This is a genomic window from Promicromonospora sp. NPDC052451, assembly GCF_044547525.1.
Lineage (GTDB): Bacteria > Actinomycetota > Actinomycetes > Actinomycetales > Cellulomonadaceae > Promicromonospora.
Genome location: NZ_JBIUAP010000001.1, coordinates 13,624 through 26,505 on the forward strand (window position 1 = coordinate 13,624; position 12,882 = coordinate 26,505).

The 12,882-nt window shown below is 73.0% G+C and carries 13 protein-coding genes and 1 tRNA gene; 6 read left to right on the forward strand and 8 right to left on the reverse strand.

Annotated elements, in window-relative coordinates:
- Nucleotides 1–8: 8 nt before the first annotated feature.
- Complete coding sequence (locus ACIG47_RS00070) at nt 9–446, reverse strand: TM2 domain-containing protein (protein ID WP_397429112.1); 438 nt, start codon at nt 444–446, stop codon at nt 9–11.
- Nucleotides 447–602: 156 nt separating this feature from the next.
- Here ACIG47_RS00070 and ACIG47_RS00075 point away from each other — a divergent pair.
- Nucleotides 603–676 (forward strand) — tRNA-Gly (locus ACIG47_RS00075).
- Between the two features lie 244 nt (nt 677–920).
- Here ACIG47_RS00075 and ACIG47_RS00080 read toward each other — a convergent pair.
- Together ACIG47_RS00080 and ACIG47_RS00085 are read right to left on the reverse strand one after the other, a co-directional pair.
- Complete coding sequence (locus ACIG47_RS00080) at nt 921–1,283, reverse strand: hypothetical protein (RefSeq protein ID WP_397411857.1); 363 nt, start codon at nt 1,281–1,283, stop codon at nt 921–923.
- Nucleotides 1,271–1,570 (reverse strand): hypothetical protein, encoded by a 300-nt coding sequence (locus ACIG47_RS00085; protein WP_397411859.1) that lies wholly within the window; start codon nt 1,568–1,570, stop codon nt 1,271–1,273. The genes ACIG47_RS00080 and ACIG47_RS00085 overlap by 13 nt, the downstream gene beginning before the upstream one ends.
- 165 nt (nt 1,571–1,735) lie before the next feature.
- Between ACIG47_RS00085 and ACIG47_RS00090 the strand changes: the two genes are divergently transcribed.
- The gene (locus ACIG47_RS00090; protein WP_397429113.1) at nt 1,736–2,452 is read left to right on the forward strand and encodes a GntR family transcriptional regulator; all 717 of its coding nucleotides are present in this window, start codon (nt 1,736–1,738) and stop codon (nt 2,450–2,452) included.
- A gap of 14 nt (nt 2,453–2,466) precedes the next feature.
- On the opposite strand, the gene ACIG47_RS00095 is transcribed toward ACIG47_RS00090, so the two are convergent.
- On the reverse strand, nt 2,467–3,501 hold the full coding sequence (locus ACIG47_RS00095) for a pirin family protein (protein WP_397429114.1): 1,035 nt from the start codon (nt 3,499–3,501) through the stop codon (nt 2,467–2,469).
- A 492-nt stretch (nt 3,502–3,993) separates the two neighbouring features.
- Nucleotides 3,994–5,004: a hypothetical protein gene (locus tag ACIG47_RS00100; RefSeq protein ID WP_397429115.1), complete on the reverse strand. Its 1,011-nt coding sequence runs from the start codon at nt 5,002–5,004 to the stop codon at nt 3,994–3,996.
- Between the two features lie 269 nt (nt 5,005–5,273).
- On the opposite strand from ACIG47_RS00100, the gene ACIG47_RS00105 reads away from it, so the two are divergent.
- Nucleotides 5,274–5,885, forward strand: a complete 612-nt coding sequence (locus ACIG47_RS00105) for a TetR/AcrR family transcriptional regulator (protein WP_397429116.1) — start codon at nt 5,274–5,276, stop codon at nt 5,883–5,885.
- A gap of 99 nt (nt 5,886–5,984) precedes the next feature.
- A complete protein-coding gene (locus ACIG47_RS00110; RefSeq protein ID WP_397429117.1) occupies nt 5,985–7,283 on the forward strand; it encodes an MFS transporter in 1,299 nt (432 codons plus the stop codon).
- 19 nt (nt 7,284–7,302) lie between these two features.
- Here the strand turns inward: ACIG47_RS00110 and ACIG47_RS00115 are convergent, their stop codons facing one another.
- The 3 genes from ACIG47_RS00115 to ptsP form a co-directional block, all read right to left on the reverse strand.
- The gene (locus ACIG47_RS00115; protein WP_397429118.1) at nt 7,303–8,451 is read right to left on the reverse strand and encodes a magnesium and cobalt transport protein CorA; all 1,149 of its coding nucleotides are present in this window, start codon (nt 8,449–8,451) and stop codon (nt 7,303–7,305) included.
- Nucleotides 8,452–8,757: 306 nt separating this feature from the next.
- Nucleotides 8,758–9,636 carry a sugar phosphate isomerase/epimerase family protein gene (locus ACIG47_RS00120; RefSeq protein WP_397411873.1) on the reverse strand — a complete coding sequence of 293 codons (879 nt, stop codon included), beginning with the start codon at nt 9,634–9,636 and terminating at the stop codon, nt 8,758–8,760.
- A 58-nt stretch (nt 9,637–9,694) separates the two neighbouring features.
- The gene (ptsP, locus tag ACIG47_RS00125) at nt 9,695–11,344 is read right to left on the reverse strand and encodes a phosphoenolpyruvate--protein phosphotransferase (protein WP_397429119.1); all 1,650 of its coding nucleotides are present in this window, start codon (nt 11,342–11,344) and stop codon (nt 9,695–9,697) included.
- Between the two features lie 164 nt (nt 11,345–11,508).
- Between ptsP and ACIG47_RS00130 the strand changes: the two genes are divergently transcribed.
- Complete coding sequence (locus ACIG47_RS00130; protein ID WP_397429120.1) at nt 11,509–12,030, forward strand: PTS glucose transporter subunit IIA; 522 nt, start codon at nt 11,509–11,511, stop codon at nt 12,028–12,030.
- Nucleotides 12,031–12,225: 195 nt separating this feature from the next.
- Nucleotides 12,226–12,870 carry an HAD family hydrolase gene (locus tag ACIG47_RS00135; RefSeq protein WP_397429121.1) on the forward strand — a complete coding sequence of 215 codons (645 nt, stop codon included), beginning with the start codon at nt 12,226–12,228 and terminating at the stop codon, nt 12,868–12,870.
- Nucleotides 12,871–12,882 lie beyond the last annotated feature (12 nt).

Below are 12,882 nucleotides of genomic sequence, written 5' to 3' on the forward strand. Positions count from 1 at the left end.
GGCGCCGGTCACCACTGGAGCGGCCGGTGCTTCGCGTCGACCGACCAGTAGCCCTTGCGCATCACGAGGAACAGGACGCCCTCGATGGCACCCCAGATGGCGGGCACGAACCACGCGTTCCCGAGGGACACGGCGGTGATCAGCAGCATGACCCAGCCCAGTCCCTTGTAGCCCAGGTAGAACCGGTGCGCGCCCACCACGCCGAGCAGGATCCCGAGCAACCCTGCGGTGAGCCGGGACTTGCGCCCCGGGACGTGCGCCGGGGGCGGGGTGGGGCGGTCGTAGTCGTACTGCTGCTGGTAGTTCGCCGGGGGCTTCGAGGGCCGCATGGCACGCGTCTCGCGTGCGGGCCGCGGGGGTTCCGGCGGCTGCGGCGGCCGCGGGGGGAGGGGCTTGGTCTCCTGGTAGATCGGCTCGGTCGGCTTCTCGCTGGGGTGCTCGCTCACTGCTGCTCCGGCTGCTCGGCGACACTCGCACGGGAACCGGTTCGGGCATCCGGGCGAGGTTGGGTATGATCAGGTCGCGCGCCAGGTTCACGGGGCGCTGTTGCGGAACCCTAGCGGGATTCGCAAACAGCAGATACCCGGGCAGAACCGGACGATGCGGGTGTAGTTCAATGGTAGAACTTCAGCTTCCCAAGCTGACAGCGCGGGTTCGATTCCCGTCACCCGCTCCACAGGCTTCGCCCCAGGTCAGGATGCAGATCCGGACCTGGGGCGGAGTTGTTTCCAGAGGGTTCGGACCGAGCGGCGTGCCAACGGGCCGGGTCAGGCGGCCGGTTCCGCTGCCCTCACCGGCGGCACACGCGTACGGCGTCAGCCATCTGTCCCTCACCTCTCGCGGTCGGACGGGGCCCGGACGTCCCGTGGGCCCCCCTCACGACCTCGACCGGTGAGGGATGTCGCGTGTGACAGGCCGCCTCATCCCTGGCGCGGCGCGGTCACGTGCAACGAGACCGGCATCCCGCGGTCCGCCGCCGGGACCCAGCCGCACCAGCACCGCCACGCCGACCCGCCGTCGTGATGCTCCAGGCGCTCGCCCAGGTGCAGCAGGCCGGCCAGCTTCACGGCGTCCGGCACGCGCGCGGCGACGACGTCGACCGTCAGCACCCGCACCATGTCGTCCTCGAGGTCGAGGTGGTCCACGCCGGCCCGGACGTCCAGGGTCCGGATGTCGAAGACGTGCGCGATTAGCGCCGTGACCCCGACGAGCTCCGCGAGGTGCGCCCCCGGCACGACTCCGGTGACGGCGTCGTCGTGCGCGCCGCCCGTCACGTCGGCCATGCCCGGAGCGGGCGTGCGGTTCTGCGGAGCTCGCCGTAGACGAACGTCTCCATCCCCCGCCAGTAGCCGGTCCAGATCGTGAACCCCGGCCGGGTCGCGGGATAGTCGGTCGCCGACGTGATCTCGAGCTGGGCCGCGATGGCCGCTCCCTCGCTCAGCTGCTCCGGGTGCACGACCAGGTGGTCCCGGAACACCTCGACCCACTTGACGCGCGCGTCCCCGATCTCCTCCAGCAGCGCGCTCGCGCCTGCCGCCGACGCGGTCAGGCTGGCTGCGGTCGCCCCCATCTCCCCCACCTCTCTGTGCCTGCCTCTGTACCTGCCTCCGCGCCCTACCTCTAGGCGCATAGACAGCCTCTGGGGCGCCGGAAGACGGCCGCAACCCGTACGCCGAAAAGTTGCGTATACGCACTGGCTGCGGGTTAGGTGGGTTCCGTGTCTAGAGAGGGACGTGTGACTGCCGCAAGCATCGCCAAGGATCTTCGTGCCGCGATCCGCTCCGGGACCTACAAACCGGGCGACCGCCTTCCGAGCGAAGCCGCGCTCATGTCGAACTACGGCGTGGCGCGCATGACCGCGCGCCACGGGCTGTCGATGCTGAAGGACGAGGGGCTCACCGTGACCCGGCACGGCTCCGGCGTCTTCGTACGGTCCTTCGAGCCGATCGTCCGCGACACCACCGGCGCCCCGGCCGACGCGTCCACCGTGACCGCCGAGACGGACGAGACCGGGGCCGGGCTCGTCGTCCGCACGCTCGCGGTCACTGCCGAGGCCGAACCGCCCGAGAAGGTGCGCGCGACGCTCGGGCTCGCCGAGGGCGACAAGGTGACCGTCCGTGAGCGCCTGCACCTGCGGGAGCGCAAGCCGGTCCTGTTCGCCACGTCGTACCTGCCGGCCTCGATCGCCGCGGGGACGCCGATCGCCGCCCAGGAGGTCGGGCCGGGTGGCACGCACGCGCGCCTGAGCGAGGCCGGGTACGCGCCGGTGCGGTTCCGCGAGGACGTGGTGGCCCGCATGCCCTCGATCGAGGAGATCGAGGAGCTGCGGATCGAACCCGGCACCCCGGTGCTGTCGGTCACGCGGACGGCGTTCGCGAAGGACGACACGCCCGTCGAGGTGAGCTACGTGGTGCTCGACGCGGGCGAGTTCATGCTCCGCTACGACATCTAGCCGGCCCGGGCCCGCTAGGCGGGCCGCGTCCGCGGCTTGAGGCGCAGGTCCGGCAGCGCGGGCGCCCGCAGCGGCCCGCTCGGGTAGCCGAGCACCTGACCGAACCGGCGGCCGGCCGCGCCGTCCGCGTACCCGGTCGACCCGTCGTCGAGCTCGGCGACCTGGGCCATCCAGTCGTCGCGGGCGCGGACGACGTCCTCGTGCGTGCGGCCCATGAAGTTCCACCACATGATGACGTCCTCGGCGAACGGCTCCCCGCCGATCAGGACGGCGCGCGCACCCGACCCCGCACCGGCCCGCACCGCGAGCCGGGCGCGGCCCGGAGCCACGTAGCCCAGGGCCGACGGCGGTACCGCACTGCCCTCGAACGTCACCTCGCCGGCGTCCACGAGCAGGGCGTGCTCATGCCCCGGGTCGACGTCGAGCCACACCTCGGCACCCGGCTCCAGGTCGATCTGCGCGCCCACCAGCGGCGTGTACGTCGTCGCGGGCGAGGCCAGCTCCTCGCCCCCCGCCCGGAGCCTCCCGACGAAGACCTGCACGACGACGCCGTCGTGCCGGACCGCGGGAAGGTCGCCGTGGTGCTCGAAGTGCGGGTCGACGCCGAGCGCCGAGCCGGGGAGCGCCGTCCAGAGCTGCACCCCGTGCAGGCGGGGCGGGCGGCCCTCGGCGGGCGACTCCTCGGAGTGCGAGATGCCCGCGCCCGCCGTCATCAGGTTGAGCTCGCCCGGGCGGACCGTCTGGAGCGAGCCCACGGAGTCGCGGTGCAGGATCTCACCCTCGAAGAGCCAGCTCACCGTCTGCAGGCCCGTGTGCGGGTGCGGCGGCACCTGCATGCCCTCGCTGGTGGAGACGTCGTCGGGGCCGTAGTGGTCGCTGAAGCACCAGGCGCCGACGAGCGACCGGGCGCGCTGGGGGATGGTGCGGCGCACGTTCATGGCGCGGGGGCCGCCCAGGGGGACGTCGCGGGGTGTGAGGAGCTCGACGCCGTCGCCCCGCTCGCCCGCGGCGCAGACCTGCTCGGCCGGCCGGGTCTCCAGGTTGCTCATGCCCTGAGCCTAGGGCCCGGGAACGGGCCAGGGCCCCCGGGGCAGGCCGGGGGCCCTGGCATCACCGCGCACCCGTGGACCGCCGGAGCGGGACAGGGCGTCGTGTCGACGTCACGACCCCGAGGTGCCCGTCAGACCCGGGCCGCCGGGTCTGCGTCTGGGTGAGCACCTCGGACGCGGGTGGTCTTCCGGCCCCGTACAGGCACCTGTGGCGTCATCCACAGCCCGCACCGCGGTACGGGACGTCCTGTCGTTCTCCGGTTGACCATGTATCCGATGTTCGGAACCGGTCGGTACTGCTGCAGCGCACCGCGTCGATTCCGAATCGTCGAACCATTGCCACGTTTCTATCCGCGTGTCGTGCACCCGGCAACCGCTCCACGGTTGTAATTTTCACCCTTTTCTTGCCCACAGTTCTGTCCACAGGGAGAAGCCCGAGTTTCCCGCGCCACACACAGGGCTGTGGACAAAATCTGTGGATAACATTGCGGATCAGACCCAGGCCCGTGCGCCCGGTGCACCGCCCGACGTCGGGTCGTTGCGGCCCTCGAGCTCGTCCGGGCCGGCGATGAAGCCGCCGTCGTCCACGATGATTCCCGCGATGCGGCTCTGGAGGCTGACCGCGAGACGCGCCAGCGAGACCCGCATGCGCGCCCGTGCGATGACGTGCAGCCCGGACGGCTGCGCCAGCTCGAGCTCGTACGGGTCCGCGGGCAGCCAGGACATGCGGTAGGCGAACGGTCCGTAGCTGCGCCAGTCGAGCGTGCCCAGCGCGCGCGGCACGCGGTCGACCCGTTCGACGTCGATCACGATCGACCCGTCGTACGCGGTGCTGCCCATGAGCGTGTAGCGGGGCGACCCGTCGGGCGTGGGCTGGTCGGCGGTGACGTCGGCGGTGGCGATGAGCGACCGCAGCATCGGCAGCAGGTCGCCGGGCTGCAGCGGATGCGCGGAGTAGAGGCCCAGGTCGACCGAGGCGGCGGGATCCGGCACCAGGGGCTGCCGGCCGTCGGCGAGCACCCCGCCGCCGGTCTTGCGGGCGGCCGCGACCATCCACTGCACGAGGCGCAGCTCCTCCCCCTGCGGGAGCGCGTGGGCGAAGGCCCGCGCGATGCCGTCCCGGTCGTCGTAGGACGTGGGGGCCGCGCCGCGGACGTCGCGCAGGCCGTCGTCACGCGTGATCGAGTACGCCTCGGCCTTCGCCGCGGGGATCTCCAGCTCGGCGAGGTGGGCCTCGCCCACCTCGAAGGGTCCGGTGGCGACATACCCCGGCCCGAGACGCAGGACACCGGGAACCAGCGAGTCGGGCTGCGCCATGCCGCGGAACCGGGCCCCCGCCATCCGGCGTGCCCCCGCGGCCCGGGAAGGTTCTCGGAGCCACTCGACCTCCGGGAACCACGCGGCGGCGAGCTCGCTGACGGCCACGGGGCCGTGGGTGCTCGGCAGGATCAGAATGTGACCCGAGACGTGTTCCGCTGGAATCACGCCCGCCAGAAATGTCATGCGGGAACTTTACTGCCGGTCACTTTCCACGATGATGCAAGCATGTTACAGATCGGAAACACGCAGGTGACAGTGGGCACACACGGCTGCGCTTTCCGGTCGGCCTGTTTCTTTGCGCACCACAAATGTATGTCTATGGATATTCATGGCGACTGAGTCTCAGCACAAGAGGCGTGAGCCCGACGGCGGATGCCCGCAAAGACGGCGGGCGGCGCGGGTGCCCGATCCCGGGTTCCAGTTACCTGACGGCAAGAGCATATGATGTCAGCATGCCCAAGATCATCGGCAAGAGCCTGCACGAGCACCGCCAGATGACGAGGCACAAGCTGTTCACCGCTCTGTCCACCCTCATGGCGGAGCGCGGGTTCGACACCATCACCCTGGCCGACATCGCCGCGGCGGCGAACGTCGGCCGGACCGCTGTCTACAACCACTTCCACGACAAGGAGGCGCTGCTCCTCGGGTTCATCACCCACGAGACGGAGCAGTACGCCCACACGCTGGAGCGGGCCCTCGACGGTGTGGACGACCCGGTGGAACAGCTCCGTACCTACATCCGCCAGCAGGCCCAGCTCACCCGTGTCTTCCACCTCGCCCCCGGCCCGGACCTGCGCACGGTCCTGTCCCGCGCCACGCAGCAGCGCCTGCGCGAGCACGCCGACATCGTGGAGGCGATCCTGCGCCGGATCCTGACGGCCGGGATCGAGGCCGGGACGTTCCCGCCCCAGGACATCGAACCGACCGTACACCTCGTCAACGCGTGCCTGTCCGGTCGCCTCATCCCCGACGAACCCGTCGCCCGCGAGCGCACCATCCGTGCGGCGGAGGCGTTCGTGCTGCGCGCGGTGGGCGCCCGCGTGCCGGACCCGGTGCCGGTCTGAGCCGAGGCCGGGGCCCGGGCCCCGGCCTGGACCTGGAGCTGGACCTGGACCTGGACGGGGTCTGAAGGACCTCGCCGCCGAGGCGGTAGCCTCGGGCGCGTGTCTTCCGCCGCCGTGAGCCCTGGTTCCGCGCCGCTCGGGCGCGCGTTCGGCCGCGTGGTCGCCGCCAACCTGAGCTCCAGCCTGGGCGACGGCATCGCCCGGGTGGCGGCACCGCTGCTCGCCGCGCAGCTCACGGGCGACCCGCTGCTCGTGTCGCTCGTGGCGGTCGCCGCGCTGCTCCCCTGGTTGCTGTTCGCGATTCCCGCGGGCGTGCTGGTGGACCGCGTCGACCGGCGCGTCGCCCTCTCCCTGGCCGGCGGCGTCCGGGCGCTCGTGGCCGGCGGCCTGCTCGCCCTGCACCTGACGGGTGCGCTCACGATCTGGTGGCTCCTGCTGGTGGTGCTCCTGTACGGCGCGCTGGAGACGGTGTACGACGGCGCCATCCGCGCCGTGGTCCCGTCGATCGTCGGCAAGGGCGACCTGCCGCGGGCGAACTCCCGCATCGAGGCCACGGAGATCGTGGTGCAGCAGTTCCTGTCCCAGCCGCTGACGTCCTGGCTGCTGGCCTTCTCGGCGTTCTGGGCGCTCGGCCTGAACGCGGGGGCCTACGCCGTCGCGGGCGGGCTGGCACTCACCCTGCCAGCCGTCGCGTCGGGCGTCGCCGCGCGGCGTTCCGGCCGGCGGCCTGCCGAACCGGTTCCCACACCGGAGGCCGCCCGCGCGGCAGGACACCGCGCCGAGCTCGCCGCCGGCTTCCACTTCATCTGGTCCAGCCCGATGCTGCGCCCGCTGTGGATCGTCAGCGTGCTGATCGGCATCTGCCACGCCGCGATCACGTCCACGCTGGTGCTGTTCGTGCTGGAGCGGCTCGACGTGCCGGAGGCCTGGTACGGCACCTTCATGCTGGCGGGAGCCGTGGGGGCCCTGACGGCGGCGGCCGTCACGAACCGGCTCAAGACGCGCTTCGGCACGGGGCCCGTCATGGCGGCCGTGAACGCCGCCGGGCTCGGCGCCTGGTTCCTCGCCGGTGCGTTCCCGCTGGTGTGGGTGGGGGCCGTCGCGATCTTCGTGTCGTTCGGCTGCACGACCACCTGGAACGTGCTCGTCATGTCGCTGCGGCAGGCCGCGGTGCCGAACCACCTGCTCGGCCGGGTGCACGGGACGTGGCGCACCGCGCTGTGGGGCGCGATGCCGCTGGGGTCGCTGGCCGGCGGGCTCCTGGCCCGGACCGGCTACAGCACCCCGCTGCTCGTCGGCGCCGTCGCCGGCCTGGTGGTCGCCCTCGTGGGGCACCAGTACATCGCATCGCTGCCCGACCCCGAGACGCTCGACCCGGAGCCCGGCGGCCCCGCCTGACGCGGTGCCGCCACCGGGCTCAGATCCAGCGCTTGAACCGGAAGACGCCGAAGAGCCCCACGCTCACGGCGAGCATCGCGACCAGGGCGGCCGGGTAGCCGTAGGCCCAGTCGAGCTCCGGCATGACCTCGAAGTTCATGCCGTAGACCGTGCCGACGAGGGTCGGGGCGAAGAGGATCGCCGCCCAGCCGGAGATCTTCTTGACCTCCTCGCCCTGCCGGATGCTGACCTCCGACAGGTGCTTCATCTCCTCGTTCTGCCGCTGCGCGACGAGGGTGGCGGCCACCGTCAGGATGTCCCGCAGCGCGGCGCGGAACACCTCGATGCGGTCGGCCGCCTCGGTGAGGTGGTCGGCGACGTCGCGCAGGTAGGCCTGCAGCTCCGGGTCCACGCCGTACTTGTCGGCGCCCTTGGCGAGCGAGGCGCACACTGCCTGCTCGGGGCGAACTGCGCGCTGGAAGTCGATGACCTCACGGGACAGCTCGTAGATGCGCCGGGAGACGTCCGGGGCACCGCCCCAGACGTCGGACTCGATCTCGTCGATGTCGTGATCCAGGCCGGCGACGACGGGCGCGTACCCGTCCACGACGCTGTCGAGGATCGCGTACAGCACGGCCTCCGGGCCACGGGCGAGCATCTCGCGGTCGGCCTCCAGCCGGGTGCGGACCGCGGCCAGGTCGGGCGAGGCACCGTGCCGCACGGTGACGACGAAGTCGGGGCCGACGAAGACGTGGAGCTCGCCGAACTCGACCTCCTCCGCGGCGTCCAGGTAACGGGCGGCGCGCAGCACCACGAACAGCGTGTCGCCGTACCGCTCGATCTTCGGGCGCTGGTGCGCCTGGATCGCGTCCTCGATCGCGAGGGGGTGCAGGTCGAACTCGCGGGCCAGGGACGTCAGCTCGGCCTCCTCCGGCCGCTCCAGCCCGATCCAGGCCATGCCGCCCGGCCGCGAGCGCAGCGCGCTGAAGGTCTCGGCGAGGTTGTCGTAGCCGGCGGTGCGCACGCCGTCGTCGTAGATGGCGGCGGCGACCACGGACGAGCGAGGTTCGGGGGCGGCGACGGGGCGCGGGGCGGCCTCGGGCGCGGGGCCGACGGCGCGCCGCTGGCGCAGGGCACCGAGCAGCGGCCGGACCGGACGAGCGGGACGGGAGGGCAGGAAGGTAGCCATGGGGAAACTCCTGGGGTCGAGCGCAGGGAAAGGACTGCGAACGGACACCGCAGCAGGGACGGCCGACCGACCGGTGGATCTCACGCCCTGGACGACGGGCGGAGCGCACCGGTGCGCGAGAACCCGCGGGCACGCGGGTGGGGAACCGTCAGCTCAGCTGCGGTTCGGACTACTCGGAGGCTCGCTACGGGTCATGCGCGCCACCTCCCTGGTCCGTGCGGCGGATCGCCGCTGCCGTTTCTCGACGGGGTCCAGTCTAGACCCGCCGACGGGGCCGATCGAAACCGTTCGAGACCAGGATCACACTCACCAGGCGTCGTGCGGCCGGTGGTGCGCGCCCGGCGGCGTGTGGAACTCGTGCGGGGCCGGGGACAGGTAGGCCCGCGCGAACTGGAGGGAGGCCGCCAGGTCGTCGTGCCGCTCGGCGGCGGTACGGGCCGCGCGCGTCGAGATCTCCACGCAGACGTCACCGCTCCAGCGCCGGGCGACGAGCTCCTGGAGCACCTTCTCGGCCTGCATGCTGCCGCGCCCGGGCACCAGGTGCTCGTCCCGCGCGCCGTGGTTGCCGTCCGCCAGGTGCACGTGGCGCAGGCGGTCGCCGAAGGTGTGCAGCAGCACCAGTGCGTCCTGCTGCGCCACGCTCGCGTGCGACAGGTCGAGGGTCACGGCGTCGTAGTCGTGCTCCGCCGGGTCCCAGCCGGGCAGGTAGGCCTGGAACTCGCGCCGCCCGCCGCGCCACGGGTACATGTTCTCGACGGCGATGGTCACGCCCGTGGCCTCGCTCAGCGAGCGCACCTGGTCCTGGAACTGGCGCGCGTACTTGTACTGCCAGCGGAACGGCGGGTGCACCACCACGGTGCCCGCGCCGAGCTCGAGGGCCATGTCCGCCGTCCGCTCCAGCTTCGCGACCGGGGACCGGCCCCAGACCCGCTGGCTCACCAGCAGGGTCGGCGCGTGCACCGACCGCACCGGCACGCCGGTGTCGGCGGACAGCTTCGCCAGGGACCGGGGGTTCTGGGTGACCTCCTCGGACCACACCATGACCTCGACGCCGTCGTAACCGAGCTCGGCCGCCGACTCGAACGCGAGCGGCACACGGCGGGGGAAGACCGACGCCGTCGACAGCGTCACCCGCACGTCGGGTGCTGCGGGTTCCTGCGGATCGGTCCGGATCGGTTCGGGCATGCGGGCCACCTTAGAGCGCCGACGTGACTGGGATGTGACTGGTGGGTTCAGATGACGTTCAGGGAAGAAGTCTTTCCCGTGCCACGTCGCGTGCGGCCTGCGCCGTCGGACACCCGAGGACCACGCGTGCCAGCTCCGCGCACTCGTCGCGGGACACGCGCGCCAGGGTGTCTGCGACCTCGGCCAGCGCACGCGGCGTCATGGACAGCGAGGTGACCCCGAGACCCACCAGGACGGGCGCGAGGAGCGGGTCGGCCGCCGCCTCCCCGCACACGCCCACCGGAGCACCATGCACCGCACCACCTTCGCACGCCACCCGGACGAGCTCCAGCACGGCGGGCTGCCAGGGGGTGGACAGGGCTGCCACACCAGCCAGGTCGCGGTCGGCGGCCATCGTGTACTGCGTGAGGTCGTTGGTGCCGAGGCTCGCGAACCTGACCTCGGCCAGCACGTGCCGTGCCTGGAGCGCGGCCGCGGGCGTCTCGATCATCACCCCGGGGTGGTCCAGGCCGTGCGCGGCGCACGCGGCGGCGAAGTCACGGGCCTCGTCGACGGTCGCGACCATCGGAGCCATCACCCACACCTCCGCCGTCTCGGCCGCGGCGGCCCGGGCGATCGCGTCGAGCTGGCGGTCGAGCACGTCCGGGTGCGCGACGGCGGTCCGCAGCCCGCGCACGCCCAGCGCGGGGTTGTCCTCGTGGTCCGGCGTGAGGAACCGCAAGGGCTTGTCGGCGCCGGCGTCGAGCGTGCGGACCACCACCCGGCGTCCCGGGAAGTGGGACAGCACCGCCCGGTAGGCAGTCACCTGCTCCTCCACGCTGGGCTCCTCGCCCCGGCCGAGAAAGCAGAACTCGGTGCGGAACAGACCCACCCCGCGTGCGCCCGCCGCAGCCGCGGCCTCGGCCGCCGCCGGGTCGGCGACGTTCGCCACGAGCTCCACCTCGAACCCGTCGCGCGTCGCGCCGCGGCCGTCGAAGGTGGCGGCGGCGACCCGCCGCCGGGCGCGTTCGACGTCCGCCGGGGTGGGCGAGCGCAGGACGGTGCCGCCCGTCCCGTCCACCACGAGCTCCTCGCCGTCGACGAGGTCGTTCGCCTCGGGCAGCGCGACGACCGCCGGGATGCCGAGGGCGCGCGCCAGGATCGCCATGTGCGACGTCGGCCCGCCGCGGGCCGTGACGACGGCGACGACCACGGCCGGGTCGAGCATCGCGGTGTCCGCCGGGGCGAGGTCGCTCGCGACCAGCACGAACGGATGCCCCGGATCCGGTACGCCGGGCGGGGCGGCACCCGTGAGGGCGGCGACGATACGGTCCCGGACGTCCCGGACGTCCCGGGCGCGCTCCGACATGGGCGGGCCGAGCGACTCGAGCTGGGACGCCACCGAGCCCGCGGCGTCCCACACCGCGCGCTCGGGGGTGAGCCGGTCCTCGCGGACCCGCCGTGCGGCACCGGCGGCGAGCGTCGGGTCGGCGGCCATCGCGGCCGTCACCGCGAGCACGTCGGCGGCAGTGCCCGACGCGCGCCGCGCCCGCTCGGCCAGGTCGGCCTCCACCTGGGCCGCGGCCTCCTCGACGGCGTGGACGGCGGCGTCGGCGTCCCCGGTCAGGCGGCTCGTCCGTGGTTCGGGGACCCGGGCCGGCATCCGCACCACGATCCCGGCCGCCCGCCCCGGGCTCGCCGGGACCCCCGTGAGCCTCTCGCTCGTCATCCGTACGCTCCCCACCGGCTCGTCGTCGAGTGCGCTGGGAACGTTACACGCGAGCGCCTCAGGGGGCGAGACCCCGGGGCGGCGCCCCCTGCCCGCTGCGGGCGGTGCCACCGGACGGGTCGTCCCATCCCGTGGCCCGGCAGGCGGTCTGACAAGATGACGTCATGGCCGAGGCCCTGTTGGTCGGATCGCCCGTGGCGGGACGCGTGGTGGCGATGCGCGACGTGCCCGACCCGGTCTTCGCCGAGAGCATCGTCGGCCCGGGGCTGGCCGTCGACCCCGACCCGGAGACCGGTGGCCGCGTGGTCGCGCCGTGCGCCGGCGTCGTGGTGAAGCTGCACCCGCACGCGTTCGTCCTGCTGGCGCCGTCGGCGCCGGGCGCTCCCGACGGAGCCGCGGGATCGCCCGGTGCACCGGCTCTCGCCACCGGGCGGGGTGTGCTGGTGCACCTCGGCATCGACACGGTCCAGCTCCGGGGCGAAGGGTTCACGCTGCTGGTCGCCGAGGGCGACGCCGTCGAGGCGGGTCAGGAGCTCGTGCTCTGGAGCCCTGCCGCGGTCGCCGACGGCGGTCGCTCGCCCCTGGTGCCGGTCGTCGCGCTGGACCTGAGGCCCGGGGACCTGGTCGAGCTGGCCCGGCCGGGCGACCGGGTGCAGGTCGGTGACGGTCTGCTCAGCCTCCCCTGACGTGACGCGCGGGTCTTGTGCCGTCCAGGCTCGGTCGGATCCCATCAAGTACGGATGCTGTTCGGCCAAGCACGGATGCTGTTCGGTCGCTTGCCTCGAGATCGGTCCGGTGCTGGACCGATCTCGAGGCAAGCGACCGAACCCATCATTTCCTGCGGTGCGATGGACCGAATCTGGAGGCATAGGGTCGGGGCCATGGTGCGCACGGTGGTGTTCGACGTCGGGGAGACGCTGGTCGACGAGTCCCGGATCTGGCTCCGGTGGGCCGAGCGGCTCGGCGTCCCTCCGCTGACGTTCCTGGGTGTGCTCGGCGGTTGTGCGGCCCTCGACCTGTCCCACCGGGAGGCGTTCGAGCTCGTGCGGCCCGGCGTGGACGTCGAGGCGGAGATCGCCCGCTGGGCCGTGGACGACCCCGACGGCCTGCGCAACGGGTTCGACGCCGACGACCTCTACCCCGACGTGCGGCCGGCCCTGGGTGCGCTGCGCGCGGCAGGGTTCGACGTCGTCGTCGCGGGGAACCAGCCGCCCGAGGCGCGCGCCGCGCTGGAGGCGATGGACCTGCCGGTGAGCGCGATCCGCACCTCCGACGAGTGGGGCGTGCAGAAGCCCGAGCCGGAGTTCTTCGCCCGCGTGGCGCAGCTCTCGGGCGTCGCACCCGAGGAGATCGCCTACGTGGGCGACCGGCTGGACAACGACGTGCTCCCCGCCGCCGACGCCGGGATGCGACCGATCCTGCTCCGCCGCGGACCGTGGGGATACCTGCACGCCCGCCGCCCCGAGGCCGCCCGCACCACTGTCATCGACGCGCTGACCGAGCTGCCGGCGGTGCTGGCGGGCTGACCTGTCGGACTC

Excerpts from the sequence above, each read along its gene's own strand:
- ACIG47_RS00080 (WP_397411857.1), bottom strand. The coding sequence starts at position 1,283 with ATGGCCGACGTGACGGGCGGCGCGCACGACGACGCCGTCACCGGAGTC.
- ACIG47_RS00085 (WP_397411859.1), bottom strand. The coding sequence starts at position 1,570 with ATGGGGGCGACCGCAGCCAGCCTGACCGCGTCGGCGGCAGGCGCGAGC.
- ACIG47_RS00095 (WP_397429114.1), bottom strand. The coding sequence starts at position 3,501 with ATGAGCAACCTGGAGACCCGGCCGGCCGAGCAGGTCTGCGCCGCGGGC.
- ACIG47_RS00100 (WP_397429115.1), bottom strand. The coding sequence starts at position 5,004 with ATGACATTTCTGGCGGGCGTGATTCCAGCGGAACACGTCTCGGGTCAC.
- ACIG47_RS00105 (WP_397429116.1), top strand. The coding sequence starts at position 5,274 with ATGCCCAAGATCATCGGCAAGAGCCTGCACGAGCACCGCCAGATGACG.
- ACIG47_RS00115 (WP_397429118.1), bottom strand. The coding sequence starts at position 8,451 with ATGGCTACCTTCCTGCCCTCCCGTCCCGCTCGTCCGGTCCGGCCGCTG.
- ACIG47_RS00120 (WP_397411873.1), bottom strand. The coding sequence starts at position 9,636 with ATGCCCGAACCGATCCGGACCGATCCGCAGGAACCCGCAGCACCCGAC.
- ptsP (WP_397429119.1), bottom strand. The coding sequence starts at position 11,344 with ATGACGAGCGAGAGGCTCACGGGGGTCCCGGCGAGCCCGGGGCGGGCG.
- ACIG47_RS00130 (WP_397429120.1), top strand. The coding sequence starts at position 11,509 with ATGGCCGAGGCCCTGTTGGTCGGATCGCCCGTGGCGGGACGCGTGGTG.
- ACIG47_RS00135 (WP_397429121.1), top strand. The coding sequence starts at position 12,226 with ATGGTGCGCACGGTGGTGTTCGACGTCGGGGAGACGCTGGTCGACGAG.